We start from the raw sequence: 16,167 nt of genomic DNA, 5'->3' as shown, positions 1-16,167 counted from the left end.
GAGGCAGAGCAATGGCCTACAGGACCATCAATCCGTTTACCAACGAGACCCTCGCGACATTCCCTGACCTGACAGATGCTGAACTGGCGCAGAAGCTCGATTGCGCCCAGGCGACCTACCGGCAGTGGTCGAAACAGCCCTTCAGCGCACGGGCGGCCATTGTGGGGCGCGCGGCGCAGTTACTGCGCCAGAATAACGACCATTACGCCCGCCTGCTCACACTCGAGATGGGCAAGCTCTACCGTGAGAGTCTGGCGGAAGTCGAACTCTCGGCCGATATCCTGCAATATTACGCCGATCATGCCGAGGAATTCCTCGCTCCGCAGAAACTGACCGAAAAAAGTGGCCGGGGCGACAATGCCATGCTGGTCAGCCAGCCGCTGGGCATCGTGTTTGCCATCGAGCCATGGAACTTCCCTTACTACCAGCTTGCCCGCGTGGTCGGGCCGCAGTTCATGGCGGGCAACGTGGTGGTGGTCAAGCATGCCTCCAACGTGCCGCAATCGGCTGCCGCCTTCGAGCAGCTCTTCCGGGACGCTGGCGCGCCGGAAGGGCTGTACACCAATCTCTACGCCACGCGTGACCAGTTGGGCCAGATCATTGCCGATGACCGGGTGATTGGCGTGGCGCTGACCGGCAGCGAGGGGGCAGGGGCCATCGTGGCGGCGCAGGCGGGCAAGGCGCTCAAGAAAACCACCATGGAACTTGGCGGGAGCGATGCCTTTATCGTGCTGGATGACGCCGATATGGAAAAAGCTGTCAAATGGGCGGTGTGGGGGCGCATGAACAATGGCGGGCAGTGCTGTGTCGCCTCCAAGCGCATCATCGTGGCGGACTCGATTGCAGATGAATTCCTCGACCGGTTCCAGACAGCTCTGGCCAAACTCGTGCCCGGTGACCCGATGGATGAGAAAAGCGGCGTTCCACCCCTTTCATCGCAGGGCGCGGCTGACCAGCTGAACGATCAGGTCGCCCTTGCGGTCAAGCACGGTGCGATCGCCATCCGCGTGGGCGAGGCCCCGCCCGAGACCGGTGCGTTCGTGCAGACAACCATCCTGACCGGCGTCACGCCGGAGAACCCGATCTTTCATCAGGAACTGTTCGGCCCCGTGGCCATGTTCTTCCGGGTGCGCGATGATGAGGAAGCCATACAGCTTGCCAATGACAATCCGTACGGGCTTGGCGGGTCAGTCTTTACCAGCGATACCGCGCGGGGCGTGCGGGTGGCTGAGCAGATCGAGACCGGCATGGTCTATATCAACCACCCCACATGGACCACATGCGACCTGCCATTTGGCGGGGTCAAGCGCTCGGGGTTCGGGCGGGAGCTGTCCTCGCTCGGCATTCAGGAATTCGTCAACAAGAAGCTGATTGACGTGGTGCCGATCGATGCGGCCCCGTAATCCCTGATCACGGTTTCGGGTATCGCCTTTATGAGGGATGGGGTGCCGCAGGCAGCACGGCGCTGGCATGCGCGCCGTCCATCGCTGCGGGCTGTGCCGTGGGCTGTGGGGCGGTTGCGGTAACGGGGGGCGCAGGCAGCCAGCCGCCCTCGAAACCCGCACGTTCAAGTCCTGTGCGGATATAGGGGCTGCGCTTCATCACGTTCCACACCAGCCCGCTGCGCCAGTTTTCAATCATGAGCAGGATCGGCCCCTGGTCGATGCCAAGATATTCATGGTCGGTCCAGAATGTTTTGCCATCGTGAAAGCTGGGGTTGAACGCATCCACAAAGCCGTACCGGCCATAAATCTGCTGGCCATACCGCGCCTTCATGTCGCGCAGGGTGGGCAGCACGATCTCGGGCGCAAATGCGATGGAACCGGCCGCGGCAGTCGGCGCAATGGTGCCGTCATCCTGCGTATAGTCACGCCCCGCGCCACGGGCGGAATAGGACAGGAAATGTCGCGCCTGCCCGTCGATCTGCTGCGTGGTGTCGCCTGGGCCATCACATGCGGTCAGGCCCCACATCGTGGCGCTGTAGCCCTGCCATTTGCCGGGGTTGGCAATGGCATAGGCCTGCTGGGCATAGACCGCGCGGCGACTGTTCTCGAAGTAATCGATCTGCTTCTCGCGCGTCCAGGCATCATGCAATCCGCGAAAATCAATCCATGCATGGGTGTACTGGTGGCCAAAAAGCGGCGCGAAGTTGAGGAAGGTCTGGCCGTAATAATCGCCCCAGCGCTGGTTGTTGGTAGCAAGCCAGGCCTGCCATGATGCGGGTTCCAGCCCGTGGGTTGGTGCGCCGAGGGCAAGGATATAGGCCATCATCCCCTCGCTGTAGCCTTCCCAGTAATTGGGAATGAACTGGTGCTCGGGGCTCCAGCCCATGCTCAGCCGGTTATCGGGCCTGCGCATCCACTGCCAGTCCACGCGTTCGTACAGTTTGTCCGCCAGGGTGCGGATTTCATGCTCGGGGGCCGTGTCGCGGGTGTAATAGGCCTGCGCAAACAGCACGCCCTGCATGAGCAGCGATGTATCGATGCTGGAGAGTTCGATATCACGGTTGAAGCGCAGGCCGGTCGTTTTATCGAGGAAGTGGTAATAGAAGCCATGATAACCGGCGGCCTTGTCCGGGCTGTCATTCTGCGGGCTCTGCATCAGGTAGCGCAGGGTTGCGAGTGTACGCTGCACCGCCTGCGCACGGGTGATATAGCCACGCTCGGCCCCGATGCCATAGGCGGTGAGCGCAAAGCCCACGGACGCCACGCTGCTCAGGGTCTGGGGCGAGGGGTAGCGGTCGGGCACAAGGCCGGTATGCGGGTCGCCTGCATCCCAGAACCACTGGAAGGTGCGCCGCTCGAGGTCATTGACCATGATGGTGTCGGGCGCACTGGTCCTGACGGGAGCGGGGGCTGCGATCTGTGCAGGCGCCGCGGGTGTTGCGGCCCATACGGGCGGAGCGGATGTGCAGCACAGCATTGCCGAGAGGACTATGCTTGCATAGCCCCGCATGTGGGTAAATTGCAAAGCCCGGTCTCCTGCCTGGTGCTATTGCATACCGTTATGAATTCAGAGCAGGCATGATGGCAAGGTCCGGGCATCGCTTTGGGCGCAGGAGTTGCATTGCAAATTGTAACATCCGCGTTCCGCATTTCATGCAGACCCCGACACCGCGGCATGCAATTACGAAAGGATATGGCGGCAACGAAAGAGACGGACATGGCGACCTGCGCACCAGCGCAGGCCATGTCACGTCAATGCGCTGCAGACTGTAGTGCCACGGTCTGCGCGCCAGGTGCTGCCTGCCAGCCCAGGCCGAGCGCCTTTTGCACGGCGATGTAATCGGTCGTCATGCTGGCGCGCGCCTGTGCCTGCTGCTGTTCGATCTGGATGCGCTGGCGTTCAACATCCAGCGCGTCAATGACCGAGAGCGTGCCCGCGCGCTGGCGCTGCTGGGCCAGTGTCCATGACTGGTCAGAGGCGGTGCGGGCCTCATCGAGCTTGAGCACGTATTCGCGCTGGTGGCCAAAGCGCGAAAGGGCGCCTTCCGCATCCTGCAGGGCAGCGAGCACCACGGTCTGATAATGTGCCAGCGCCGCATCTCGCCCGCCCTTGGCCTGCCCCACGCGTGAGTTGGTGCGGGCAAAGTTCAGGATGCTCCATTCCAGCGTCGGCCCACCCATGTAGGAAAAACTGTCGCCCGAGAAGAACCGCTGCCCGTTCGCCCCGGTAAAGCCTACCGTGCCAAACAGGCTGACTTTGGGAAAATACTGCCCGATGGCCTGACCGATCTGGGCATTATTGGCGGCAATATCACGCTCGGCCACGCGAATGTCGGGCCGCCGGCGGATCATGTCACCCGGGCTGCCCACCGGCACCACCGCAGGTGGGACGGGCACGGGAGCGGGGCTGGCCAGCATGGCGTCAAGCTGCCCGGGCTCACGGCCCACAAGGGTGGCAAGCGCATCCATATAGCTGGCCTGCTGGGCTTTCATCGGGGCAATGGCGCCCTCGACCTGCGCAAGCTGGCCTGCAAAGCGGGCCACGTCCTCCTGCGATACGGTGCCCTGGGCGCGGCGCTGGCGGGTCAGGTCCAGCATCTGGCGCTCGATCGTGATCGTGCGCTCCATCAGCGCCAGACGGTTCTGCACATCACGCAGGCTGACATAATTACGTGCCACGTCAGCCACGAGGCGCAGCCGTGTATCGGCCAGCTGGGCCAGTTGCGCCTCGCTTTGTGCGCGTGCGCCCTCATAGCCGCGCCGGTTGCCGCCAAAAGGGTCGATTTCCCAGCTGGCATCGAAACCCGCGCCGTAGGAATCGGACTTGATGGCTGGCGGCAGCGTCATGGCCTGCTCGGCCCCGCTGCCGCCCAGCACGGACGTGATATCACCCGTGGGGATGCGCGTGCGGTCCCAGAAGGCTGCGGCCCCACCACCGGGGAAAAAGCCCGCAAAGCGCTCGCGCTGGGTGGCGCGGGCTGTGTGCAGGCGGGCGGCGGCCTGCTTTACGTCGGGGCTGTTTTGCAGTGCGGTGGTGATGAGTGTGTTCAGGATCGGGTCATTGAGCCCGGTCCACCACTGCGCCAGAGGTTCCTGCGCTGTCGTGCGCAGGGGGTCGGCGCGGTTGAAGGTCCGTGCGTGCTCGGCCACGGGGGCCACATGGGGCGGGCCCTTGTAGTCCGGCCCGACCGAGCAGGCGGCAAGGGGAAGGCTTGCGGCAGCACCCAGCGCAAGGCGGCGTGGCGTGCGGCACAGGGAGGGGAAAAGGCGCTTCATATCTGTCATCCCACCGTCATGCCGGCGTCTTTGGGGAGAGGTTTGATCAGCATGACCAGTGGCAGCATGGCCAGCAATGCGATGCCAAATATCCAGAACAGGTCGCTATAGGTCATGACCGTGGCCTGTCGGGTAATGAGCGCACTCAGGCGGGCGAGGCCGAAATGCTGCACGAAGTCCTGCCCGACCAGGGAGTTGGCGGTGACCGTTTCCTCCAGGCGGGCGGTGTGCAGGTCCAGCCTGCGGTCATGCAGGGTGGCCACCGCCGCCAGCCCGAACGAGCCGCCAAGGTTACGCGCGGCGTTGAACAGGCCGGATGCATCCTCGGCATACTGTATGGGCACGGCGCTTGTCGCGGCCTGGTTGAGGAATAGCAGCGAGAAGAACTGTGCAAACCCGCGCACGATCTGTGACCAGAAGAAGTGCTCGCCCGCGCTGTCGGGCGAGAGATGGGCGTTCATGAAACAGCTCACCACATACAGGAACATGCCAAAGCCGATGGCAAAGCGGATGTCGAGCTTGCGCACCAGAATGGGAAACACCGCCAGCATGAGCAGTGTGGGCACGCCGCTTATGGCCGCAACCATGCCTGACTGCTCGGAATTGTAGTCCGGCACGGCGGCAAGAAACTGCGGGATGAGATACAGGATGCCGTAAAGCGCGCCGCCCACACCGAGGCTGAGGATGAAAACGCCAAAAAAGCTCTTTTGCAGCAGTATTTTAAGGTGAATGACCGGCCGGGGCGAGCGGAACTGGCCAATGACCAGCAGCGCCATGCCAATCGCGCACATGACGCTGAGTTCACGGATCATGTCGGATTCAAACCAGCGTTCACGCTGTCCTTCCTCCAGCACCACGGTCAGGCCGCCGAGGCCCATGATCAGGCCCGCCAGCCCGTAATAATCCGTCTCACGGAAGGCGCCCCAGTCGATCTTGCCTGCAGGCAGCCCCACGAACAGCAGCACCCCTAGCCCGATGCTGATGGGCAGGTTGAGGAAGAAGGCGTAATGCCAGCTCAGGTTCTCGGTCAGCCAGCCGCCGATCACCGGCCCGATCACGGGGCCGAGCACGGCGGTCATGCCAAACAGCGCAATGCCCACCGGGCGCTGGGCGGGCGGCAGGCGTGTTGCCACGATGGTCATGGCGGTGGGGATCATTGCCCCCCCGGTAAAGCCCTGACCCACGCGGCCGATGATCATGTGCAGCAAGTTGGGCGACAGCCCGCACCACATGGAAAAGATGGTGAACAGCACGGCGGCAATGAGCAGGAAGTTACGCAGCTTGAAAATGCGCTCGAACCAGCCCGCCAGCGGGATCATGACAATCTCGGCCACCAGATAGGCGGTGGTGACCCAGGTGCCCTCGCTGCTGCTGGCCCCGATCTCGCCCTGAATGGTGGGCAGGGCGGAGTTGACGATGGAGGTGTCAAGCGTTGCCATGAGCGCGCCGATGGTGCCCGCCGCCACGGCCAGCCAGGCGGCGGCATCCGCCTTTTCGGGTGGGGCCTGTTCTTCAGCCGGGGCGACGGTGGGGCTCACGACCCACCATCCGCCGTGGGCTCGACCAGTGTATCGACCGCAGCCGTAACCGACAGGCCGGGCACCAGCACCGCACGTTCGCTCCCTTCAGGCTGGATGCGGATGCGCACCGGCACGCGCTGCACGACCTTGGTGAAGTTGCCGGTGGCGTTATCGGGCGGCAGCAGCGCGAACTGCGCGCCGGTGCCGGGCGCGAAACTCTCGACCGTGCCCTTGATTTTGGTGCCCCCCAATGCATCAACCGAGACTTCAACCGGCTGGCCGGGCCGCATGCGGCGGATCTGCGTTTCCTTGAAGTTGGCCACGAGGTAGAGGTCCTGCACCGGCACGATGGTCATCATGCGTGTGCCCACGGTGGCGTACTGCCCCACGCGGGCGGTCTTGTCGCCCACGCGGCCATCAATGGCGGCGCGGATGGTGGTGGCGTCAAGATCGACCTGCGCCGTGCGCTGCTGGGCAATGGCCTGTTCAATGCGGGCCTGCGCCTGAAGGATCTCGGCGCTGTAGGTGGCAAGCTGGCGCTGGGCGGACTGCAGGCCCGCGGTGGCCTGGGCAAGCTGGGCATGGGCCTGCGCGCTGCTGTTGCGCAACTGGTCATAATGCTCGCTGGTTTCGGCGCCGGTTGCGGCAAGGGCGCGGTAGCGGGCCACCTCGCGGTCGGCAAAATCGGTCTGCGCCTGTGCCGCCTGCACGCGGGCCTGTGCCTGCGCGATCTGGGCATCCTGCGCATCGATCTGGGCTTTGGTCTGGGTAATGGCGGCCTGTCCCTGATCAGCCAGCGCGCGGGCCTGCTCGAAGCGCGCGCGCGGGTCGCGCTCATCAAGGCGCAGCAGGATCTGGCCCTTGCTCACCTTCTGGTTTTCGGCCACCAGCACTTCATCCACAAATCCCGCCACACGGGTTGAGACCGTGACCTGATCAGCCTGCAGATAGGCATCATTGGTGGACTGGATGAAGCGCCCATGCGTCCACCAATGCACCAGCCATATGGCAAAGGTTATGAGGGCGACGCCGCCAATGCCGGCCAGCACCATCTTGCGGATAGTGGCCTTGCGCGGGTCTGCCGGTTTTTGGGGCGTGGCAGGCTGGCCTGCGGGGGAAGGGTCGGTCGGGGGGGTGTCAGGCATGCGCCACCATTTATGGAACGGGTCGGTACGGTTTTGTTAGGATGGACAATACGCTCCGGTCAAGCCACATAAGCGCGGGGCCTGTGCCCTGACCGCCGCCAGACCGGGAGAGCAACGATGTCGAACGCCATGGCCCGACCGCGCCGCTCAGGCCGCCCCACTCCAGAGGATTCAGCCCAGCTTGACCGTTACCTGCTTGAAGTGGCGGGAGATCTGTTCATTGCCCATGGCTATGCGGGTACCTCGATGGGGCAGATCGCGCGCGCCGCAGGTGCGAGCAAACAGACGCTGTATCATCGCTATGCCTCAAAGGAGGCGCTGTTCAAGGCGGTGATTACCCATTTATGCGCGCAGCTTCTGGAGCACGACACGCAGGTGTCGCTACGTGATCCGCTTCAGGCCCTGCATGCGGTCTGCCGCATGCTGCTCGACTTCATCATGCAGGAGGACGTGATCGCGACCTACCGCATGATGATTGCCGATGGCTACCGCTACCCCGCCCTGATCGACCATGCGATGGATGAAATTGTCGGCCCCTTTCACCAGCGCATCATCAAGCTGCTGCGTGCGGCGGGGGAGGCAGGGCAGATCCCGCCCGGCCATGACACTGAACACACCGCCCGCCTGCTCACCGGCCTCATGACCGGCTGGGCCATACAGCAGCGCCTGCTCGGACGGCACCCGATGCCCGATGCCACCACGCGCGCGGCCTATGTTGATGAAACGTGGCGGTTCTTCCTGCACGGTCTGGGCGTGCGGGAAGGGGCATGATCAATCCTGTTTTTCAAATGCGCCGGCGATAGACAGCGTCACTTCGTCGCCCACCATGGGCAGGTAAGTCTTTATGCCGAACGCGCTGCGCTGGATGGTGGCCGTTGCCTGAAAGCCCACCGTATAGGCCTTGTCGAGCGGGTTGATGCCTGCGCCCACGTACTGCACCTGCAACACCACCGGCCGGGTAACGCCATGCAGTGTCAGGTCGCCGGTAACGCTGGCATGGTCTGCCCCCACCGGCACGACACGGCTGGAAACAAAGGTGGCGGTGGGGTAGCGGGCGGTATCGAACCAGTCCTGACCCTTGAGTTCGGTCGTCAGCACGGGGCTGGTGGTGGTAATGCTGTCGATTGGCACGGTTACGTTCAGGCGTGATGCGGCGGGCATGGCAGGGTCAAGCCGCAACGTGCCTGAAGCACCCGCAAACAGGCCCGCATAAGGGGTGAAACCCATATGCAGCAGCGAGAAGGTAACCTGCGTATGGCCCGGCTCGACCCTGTACTGGCCGGGGCGCACATCGGCCGCAGGTGTTGCGGCGGCAAGCGGGGCAAGGGGCAGGGCAACGGCCAGCGCCGTGAGCATGCAGAAGGGGAGTTTCAGGGTCATGTGCGTCCTGTCCTTGCAGGCGAAGAGGAGCGGCTTGTCCTTAACCAAAGCGGAAGCCGGACAATGCCTTGCCCATGACCGTATCACTGTAATTCCGCCTGCCAAGGTCATTTCCCGCGGCTCCCGCGGCGAAAATCAGTGGCAGCAGGTGCTCGGGCGTGGGGTGGCAGATGCGTGCACCAGGTGCCTGTGCCCAGTGGGTCAGGGCCTCGGCGCGGGTGGAAGGCGCTGATTCCACTGCCCGTGTCAGCCATGTGTCGAACGCGCGCGATGGCTCATCGGATTGCGGGTCACGGCCCATCAGGTGGCGCACGTTGTGATAGGTCATGCCGGTGCCCACGATCAGGATATTGCGCGACCGCAGTGGCTGCAGGGCTGCCCCCATGTGCAGGGTATGGGCTGCGTTGTAATCACGCGGCAGCGACAGCTCCACGATGGGAATGTCCGCCTGCGGGAAAGCCAGCATGAAGGGAATGAACACCCCATGGTCAAACCCGCGCCCGGCATCGGCCTCACCGGGCATGCCTGCATGGGTCAGGAGGCTGAGCACATCGGCGGCAAGCGTGGGTGCGCCGGGGGCGGGGTATTGCAGTTGGTAAGTATGGGGTGGAAAGCCGTCATAATCATAGATTAACGGCGGGTGCGCGGCTGATGTGACCATCGGCACGCCAGTTTGCCAGTGACCGGACATGACCACGATGCCATCGGGCTTGGCAGGCAGGGTGGCGGCGATGCCACGCAGATAGGCGGCCATGTGGTCCCATGTATCGGGCCAGTCCATGAAAAAGCAGGGGCCACCACCATGCGGCAGGAACAGCACCGGCTGGCGGGGTGGGGATGGTTCCATGAGGGCGTTCTCCCGGTGTCGGGTCATGACAGATGCTGTTTGAAAATAACCTGTTTATAAGGAGTAAGGTAAACGTTTTTCAGGTGCTGCCACTGTTTACCCAAAACGTCTTTATAATATACAGGTTCTTTCAATCGCAGGCTGTTCAGACCGGACCTCATGGCAGACAGGGCCGGATAGGCAATGCCGGCCCTGTCACGGGATTTTACTTCCCGCAGCTTTTTTCGAACTCGTTATGCACGTCCTGTTCGTTGATTTTAATTTCCCCGCGATAGACCGACTGGGGCTTGAGGTCTACGCGCGCACCACCCACCGTGACGGTGGTGTCGGAATTGATTTTCCACTCGCCCGAGGGTTCCTTGGATACGCTTTTGCAGTAATCAGGATGGCCCTGCGCGAAGGCCGGAGTTGCCAGCGCGATGGCCGCGACGGTTGCGAGAATGGAAGCCGATCGGATCATCATGGTCCGTATTCCTTTATGTGCCGGTTATTGTCGATTCATCGACCCGTTCAGTGTGCCGTGGTAAATGTGGCGAGTGTTTGGCAACAAAAAGTTACAAACCCTTCTGCATGGAATTATGTCCGAAATCTTATGGAGGAAATGTTATCATTCCACATTAAAAATTAATGAGCATCACGGTATCAGGCATAATTTATTATGAAAGTAAATTACTCTTATTTATTATAATTTGATCAATAAAAGTTTTTTCGGTATGGGTGGGGTTATTCTACTGAGGTATGCATGTGATGAAAATATACGAATATTTTATAAAGTATAAATTTGAAATTATCATCACATCGCTTCGGGATTTTTTTATTTATTCCGTTGTTATCTGATAATGTAAATTATCAGGATGATATAATCAGATCCGTAAAGGGATATGACCGGAAAGGGCATGGGCGGCCAGTCATGTCATCTGCTGATGCATGTATTGTCATTCAGTATTAAGTAATGTTCTTCCTACGGTCTTTATGAATAAGATCATGCCGCAGGGGAGCGTGTTTGTAAGAATAGCGGGTAGCCTTTCCATTATGTGCGCGCCATTTTTCTTGTTTCTGCTCTTTATACCTATCAGTATGAAACTAATAGTTTTTTAATTGCATCTTTTATCGTATTTATCATGAAATGTATTAACGGTGAATAATATAATAAATATCTGAATTATTTATGCACCTTCGCGTCTATGCTGGTTGTTTTTTATCTGTTTTATAGGACATCCATACAGCCGCTTACCGTTCATGGGAGTTGGGGTGCATTCCACTCAGAAATATTGCCGATATCCAGGCGTTCAGTTTCGGTTTTTTTGGGAATGTATCTGAATTTATCGCTTTAACAGGTATGCTTATTCATAATGTATATAGATTTGTATTTTTATTCATCATGGTAATTGTTTCCGCGTGGTAATATTATTACAAAATAATCAGATCTGGTGGCATATATGGAATACTCTGTAGATTGCTCATTTCCTTTCACCAGTATTAATTCTTTTCCTTTTTTCCGGCACTATGGAGGTATTGAACCATGCTGTTTTTGAGTCAATGACTGTCGTCAGTATTTTTGGATTAATAATATATTCCTATTTTTTATATTTATAAATAATAAAAATCCTTATAATTTATTTTTTATTATACCAACAGTTTTCTTGTTTTCATATGCATACACGAATGCCATGAAAATCCAGAGTGTATATGAATCCAACCTGGAAAATTCTATTAATGAGAAAATATTTTTGAATGTATTTGAATATAATGATCAATTAATTTTATTAAATTCTCCTGCTTTTTTACCTTCTGTCAATAATTCTCTTCATACATATTCTGTAATACAAAAATTTATGGCGTCCAAAGGCTTCTGGATAGGATATAGAATGAAGCTTATGAGGCTCCCCATAGAATATGCATTGATGGATAAAAATGAAATAATGGAAAATATATTAAAAACGATAATCTATTTTACAAATATGTGAGATATAAAATATAAAAACATAAATATATATTCTTCGTTTATTTTAATAATATCTTGTTATATTTTATAAATTTTCTCAAAAGGAAGGCGGATCGCTTTCAGAATTTGATCTGGAAAAGTGACATGATGGCATGGAAATGCTCAGGCACCTTGCCGCTGTTCTCCTGCCCGTATTCATACTGCACGGTGGTGCGGATGATGGCGGTGGGCCACCAGTTCAGGGCCAGAGAGCCGGTCTGCTGGCTGCCGCCATGCACGGTGGCAGAATCAAGATTGACTTCCGAATAGCGGGCCGCGACTTCCAGCACCCCGTAACCGTTGCACAACACATCCTGCCCCCGCGCGCATATGGGTGAGGAAAAAGCTGCCGTGCGTCCTTTCCACTGGCGCGGCGTGCCATTGATCGTATAGCCCAGCATGCCATACCAGCCATGAAAGTTCAGGTTCTGGCTGCCTGCGGCGGGGCTGGTATCGAGTATGATGTCATAGCCTTCGCCCTGAAACAGCAGCCGTTTCCACGCCACGGCGGCCTCCGCGCCAAAAGCCCCGGCGGATGTCGCGGCAAGACGCCCGGTATTGAGGTATTTCGAGACCGTGCCAGTGTTGAGTTCAGGGTTGTCGGATAGCGCAATGGCCGGGTTGCCATGCGTCATGGAAGCAGGACGGAACACCCATTCCCCCGAAATACCGGCATGCACCATCAGGTCATGGCTACGCACCGGCAGGCCCACGAGGCGGAAGGCCATGCCGCGCTGGTTGCCATCCTCGCCGGGGCCTGCAGTGCCGGCCGTGGCGGAAAGGGCAAAATGGTAGCGTTTGCCATAGGCCTCCGCCTGCACGGCCTGACGTTCAATGCCGGTGGCGAGGTTGCGGGTAATGGTGGAAATGCTCGAGCGCTCGACAAAAACCGTATCGCCCTGCGCCTGCATCGATTCAAGGCCAAAGCTGGGTTTGAAAATACCGGCGGTAAAGACAAAATGCTTCAGCCCGATATAGGAGATCTGCCCTTCAAACAGCCGCATGGGGCCATTGGGAGCAGGTCCGAAATCCCAGATTGCCCCGATTTCCACCTGATCATGGATATTGACGCGCACGCCATTGCGTAGCCGCGCCCCGCGCGCGCCCGTGCCGGGGTGGGCGGGGCCTGCCGAGACAAAGCCGCCCGTATCAAGCTGGTCAGTGGCATAGGGCCGGATGGTAATGCCATGCAACCTGACCACGGGCACGCTCTGGGCATGCAGGGCTGCAACGGGCGCAGCCGCCGCCATTACCATCAAGAGGGATGCCAAGCATCCGCTGTGCAGCCGACATGCCAAGGGTATGTGCTTTCTCCAGCCATAAACGATGTGGCGGGATAGCATGACGTACGGGCTGGGTATCTATCAAAAAATTGCACGGACAGTTCGCCCGTAAGTGAAGGTTATGTGATGACCGTCCTGTCATTGACCACGCGCTCATCAAGCGCGCAGGCCTGCTGGTGCTCGAGCGGGTGGTCGCTGGCGCGCAGCACCCTTCCATGGCGTTTCGTGCCGAAATCAGGCACATAGCGGCCTTCGGTCCAGACAGGCTGGCCCGCGATCATTACATGACGCACCACGCCGGCAGGGCGGTTGATGACCTGGCGGCAGCCAAATTCGGAGCGGTGCACGAATTCATAGGTTTCCTCCGGGTTCCATCGCCGCAGGGCCTCGGGGTCGATCACGCACAGATCAGCCTGCGCGCCCACCCTCAGCCTGCCTGTGTTGAGGTTGAAGAAATCAGCAGGCAGGCCGGTCAGGCGATGGATGGCCAGGGCCACTTTTTCCAACCCGTCGGGCTGGGCGATCTTGAGAAAGCGCAGATTGCCATCATAAAAGGCGATATTGGCCAGATGCGCCCCGCTATCATTAAAGCCGGGCAGGGTCTGCGGGTTGAACAGCAGCTTTTTGAGCCGCGCGGGATCACGGTTGGCAAAAGTCGTTTCCCACCGCAGGTCCGTATCCCACTGCCGCAGCAGGTGCAGGAGGAAGGTGGCATCATCACGCACCGGGTCGGGGAAGGTGGCGAAGAACGCAGCCTCCGCCGTGCTGGCAGCCCCCTGGCGGCCCTTGGTGTGCTGCCAGCGCAGCAGGCGGTTATAGGGGGCGAGCAGGCTTTCGCCCTGCCAGTTGGCAAGGGGGCATTCGGCCACTTTCATATCGGCCAGGCTGCGGGTCAGCACCGTTTCTTCCTGCCGCATCAGGCGGCGCAGGCGGTCGAATGTCCAGCCCGATTTGCCCTTGAGCCACATCTCGCGAAAGCCCGCGATCCATTCCGGGTCGTTGAGAATGCGTGCACGCCCCGCGCGGTCATCAAGCTCGAGTTCGTTCAGGGCACGCAGTTGCGGTATTTCATCGGCAATGGGATTGATCGCCCCATCGCTCCAGATCCGGAACGAGGCGGCCAGTACCTGAAAGCGGAACATGCCGCCAAGCAGCCGGGAATTGAGCATGGCCGAGAGCATGAGGCACATCGAGACGGCGGCACGGTTGGTCTGCAGGTCGATCGCGGCCAGCACCGTGGTCTTGAGCGGGCGGCCAAACAGCCGCCCGCTGGTGAGCAGGAAGCTGCGCACGGCATCGACAATGTCATCCTTGGGCGGTGTTGCCTGCCACACGCGCCCGTAGCGGCGCACAACCCCGGTCAACTGTCGCAGTTCGCGAAAGCTGGCATATTGCGTGGGGATCTTGCGCTTTTTGTGCGGGTCGTTTGCCAGGAAATGAAAGGGCAGGGCATCGGTTGAAAAACCGGCATACCCCTGCGCCATGCCAGCATCGACCAGGCGCTCCATGCGCGCGCGCTCGCGCCGCGTGGGGCGACGCGAGATGGAATCACGCAGGCCCATCACCTCGATGCGCAGCATGGAATGCGGAATGAGTGGCACCACATTGGGGCCAAGCTTCAGGCCGGAAAGATGGTCGAGATAGCTTTGTGAATCCGTCCAGTCACACGCATCGGCCACCTTGGCCAGCACGGTCTTGGGCATGTTCTCCACGCGGGCGAAGCAGTCCACGATCGGGTCTTCGCCCTCGCGGCGCTGGTTGCCATAGGTCACGCCAATGGAGCAGTTGCCGATCACGACCGTGGTGGTGCCATGGCGCACGACCTCGGGCAGGGCGGGGTCAAGTTCAAGTTCGAGGTCGAGATGGGTGTGAATGTCAAGCAGCCCAGGCATGAGCCACATGCCATCGCAGTCGATTTCGGTCGTGTGGCTGTCAGCCACGAGCAGATGACCTATGGCGGAGACCCTGCCTGCTGATACGGCGATGTCGGTTCGGGTAGGGCTTGCGCCCGTGCCATCAAAAAACAGCGCATTGCGGTAGATGGTATCAGGCACGCAGGTCTCCAGGGGGATGAGAGGCAGATGACATGACGAGACAGTATTGCGGCGTATTGATGGCATCGTGCCCCGGACCATGCCCCTGTTTCAACTGCCTGCGGGGCAAAGGGTTGCACGCTGCGTTGCTGGCGTAAACTGGCCGCCGATGCGCCGTGGCAACATTGTAACGCGAGGACAGACGCAATACAGGCTGTTCACGCACAGGGCGGCCCGCTATGCACACGCCGTTGGCCGATTGGCGTGGGGCAGGAAGATGATGGTGATGAATGTCAGGGCAGGTCGGATGCGTGGGGAAAGCGCATGCTGACGCGGCTTTTTCCCGTATGGGCGGTGCTGGTTTCGCTCGCAGCCGTGCTGGTGCCCGGCCCCTTCCTGCGCGTGACCCCGGCCATTACCCCGTTGCTGGCCTTCATCATGTTCACCATGGGGGTTACCCTCACGCTTGCTGATTTCGGGCGCATCGCGCGCAGGCCTGCGCCGGTGCTGGCAGGGGTGGGGCTGCATTACCTAGTCATGCCGCTTGCAGCATGGGGTATTGCGCATATGTTGCGCATGCCGCCCATGATCACGACGGGCATGGTGCTGGTGGGCTGTGTTTCGAGCGGCACGGCGTCGAATGTCATGATCTATCTTTCGCGGGGCGATGTGGCGCTTTCGGTCAGCATCAGCACGCTGTCCACGTTGGTGGGCATCATCGCCACCCCGCTGCTAACCCGGCTCTATGTTGCGGCGGGCGTAAGCGTAGATAGCTGGGGCCTGTTTCGCAGCATTATGGAGATGGTGGCCCTGCCTGTGTGCGGCGGGGTGGCGGTCAATACGCTGTGCCCGCGCCTCATCCGTCGTATTTCGCCCATGCTGCCACTGGTGGCCATGGTGTCGATCATGATCATTATTGGCAGTATCGTGGCAGGCGTGCGGCCTGCTCTGGCCAGTGTCGGCCCGATCGTGCTGCTGGGCGTGATACTGCATAACGCCATCGGGCTGGCGGGCGGCTACTGGGGGGGCAGGCTGCTGGGCTTTGACGAATCCGTATGCCGCACGCTGGCGCTGGAGGTGGGCATGCAGAACTCTGGCCTGGCCGCGACCCTGGGGCGGGTCTATTTCTCGCCGCTGGCGGCGTTGCCCGGCGCAGTCTTTTCGGTGTGGCACAACATATCAGGCTCGGCGCTGGCGGCCCTGTGGGCCGGGCGGCCGCCCCGCCATGGGGATCAGCCAGAATAATGCTTCCCG

General features: G+C 59.8%; 12 protein-coding genes. 3 read left to right on the top strand and 9 right to left on the bottom strand.

The window, feature by feature from the left end; translation table 11 throughout:
• Positions 1-11: 11 nt before the first annotated feature.
• Positions 12-1,403 carry an NAD-dependent succinate-semialdehyde dehydrogenase gene (locus FMA36_RS14515; RefSeq protein ID WP_159263023.1) on the top strand — a complete coding sequence of 464 codons (1,392 nt, stop codon included), beginning with the start codon at positions 12-14 and terminating at the stop codon, positions 1,401-1,403.
• A gap of 28 nt (positions 1,404-1,431) precedes the next feature.
• Here the strand turns inward: FMA36_RS14515 and FMA36_RS14510 are convergent, their stop codons facing one another.
• From FMA36_RS14510 to FMA36_RS14495, 4 genes are all read right to left on the bottom strand, one after another.
• Complete coding sequence (locus FMA36_RS14510; RefSeq protein WP_159264003.1) at positions 1,432-2,922, bottom strand: glucoamylase family protein; 1,491 nt, start codon at positions 2,920-2,922, stop codon at positions 1,432-1,434.
• 275 nt (positions 2,923-3,197) lie between these two features.
• Positions 3,198-4,721: an efflux transporter outer membrane subunit gene (locus FMA36_RS14505; RefSeq protein ID WP_240906386.1), complete on the bottom strand. Its 1,524-nt coding sequence runs from the start codon at positions 4,719-4,721 to the stop codon at positions 3,198-3,200.
• Between the two features lie 5 nt (positions 4,722-4,726).
• A complete protein-coding gene (locus FMA36_RS14500; protein WP_159263021.1) occupies positions 4,727-6,259 on the bottom strand; it encodes an MDR family MFS transporter in 1,533 nt (510 codons plus the stop codon).
• A complete protein-coding gene (locus tag FMA36_RS14495) occupies positions 6,256-7,386 on the bottom strand; it encodes an HlyD family secretion protein (protein WP_159263020.1) in 1,131 nt (376 codons plus the stop codon). Before FMA36_RS14495 ends, FMA36_RS14500 begins: the two co-directional genes overlap by 4 nt.
• Before the next feature lie 117 nt (positions 7,387-7,503).
• On the opposite strand from FMA36_RS14495, the gene FMA36_RS14490 reads away from it, so the two are divergent.
• The gene (locus FMA36_RS14490; RefSeq protein ID WP_159263019.1) at positions 7,504-8,157 is read left to right on the top strand and encodes a TetR/AcrR family transcriptional regulator; all 654 of its coding nucleotides are present in this window, start codon (positions 7,504-7,506) and stop codon (positions 8,155-8,157) included.
• On the opposite strand, the gene FMA36_RS14485 is transcribed toward FMA36_RS14490, so the two are convergent.
• From FMA36_RS14485 to FMA36_RS14465, 5 genes are all read right to left on the bottom strand, one after another.
• Positions 8,158-8,766, bottom strand: a complete 609-nt coding sequence (locus tag FMA36_RS14485) for a YceI family protein (protein ID WP_159263018.1) — start codon at positions 8,764-8,766, stop codon at positions 8,158-8,160.
• Between the two features lie 40 nt (positions 8,767-8,806).
• Positions 8,807-9,613: a DODA-type extradiol aromatic ring-opening family dioxygenase gene (locus FMA36_RS14480; RefSeq protein ID WP_159263017.1), complete on the bottom strand. Its 807-nt coding sequence runs from the start codon at positions 9,611-9,613 to the stop codon at positions 8,807-8,809.
• A 205-nt stretch (positions 9,614-9,818) separates the two neighbouring features.
• On the bottom strand, positions 9,819-10,076 hold the full coding sequence (locus tag FMA36_RS14475) for a hypothetical protein (RefSeq protein WP_240906385.1): 258 nt from the start codon (positions 10,074-10,076) through the stop codon (positions 9,819-9,821).
• 1,601 nt (positions 10,077-11,677) lie between these two features.
• Positions 11,678-12,853 (bottom strand): OprO/OprP family phosphate-selective porin, encoded by a 1,176-nt coding sequence (locus FMA36_RS14470; RefSeq protein ID WP_159264001.1) that lies wholly within the window; start codon positions 12,851-12,853, stop codon positions 11,678-11,680.
• Between the two features lie 146 nt (positions 12,854-12,999).
• Positions 13,000-14,934, bottom strand: coding sequence for an N-acyl-D-amino-acid deacylase family protein (locus tag FMA36_RS14465; protein ID WP_159263016.1), 1,935 nt, complete (start codon positions 14,932-14,934; stop codon positions 13,000-13,002).
• 303 nt (positions 14,935-15,237) lie between these two features.
• On the opposite strand from FMA36_RS14465, the gene panS reads away from it, so the two are divergent.
• Positions 15,238-16,158 (top strand): ketopantoate/pantoate/pantothenate transporter PanS, encoded by a 921-nt coding sequence (panS, locus tag FMA36_RS14460; RefSeq protein ID WP_159263015.1) that lies wholly within the window; start codon positions 15,238-15,240, stop codon positions 16,156-16,158.
• The last annotated feature ends 9 nt before the right edge of the window (positions 16,159-16,167 follow it).

The organism is Komagataeibacter xylinus (genome assembly GCF_009834365.1).
GTDB classification, from domain to species: domain Bacteria; phylum Pseudomonadota; class Alphaproteobacteria; order Acetobacterales; family Acetobacteraceae; genus Komagataeibacter; species Komagataeibacter xylinus_D.
Note: the sequence above shows the minus strand (reverse complement) of the source record. Positions and strands in the feature narration are given on the sequence as shown.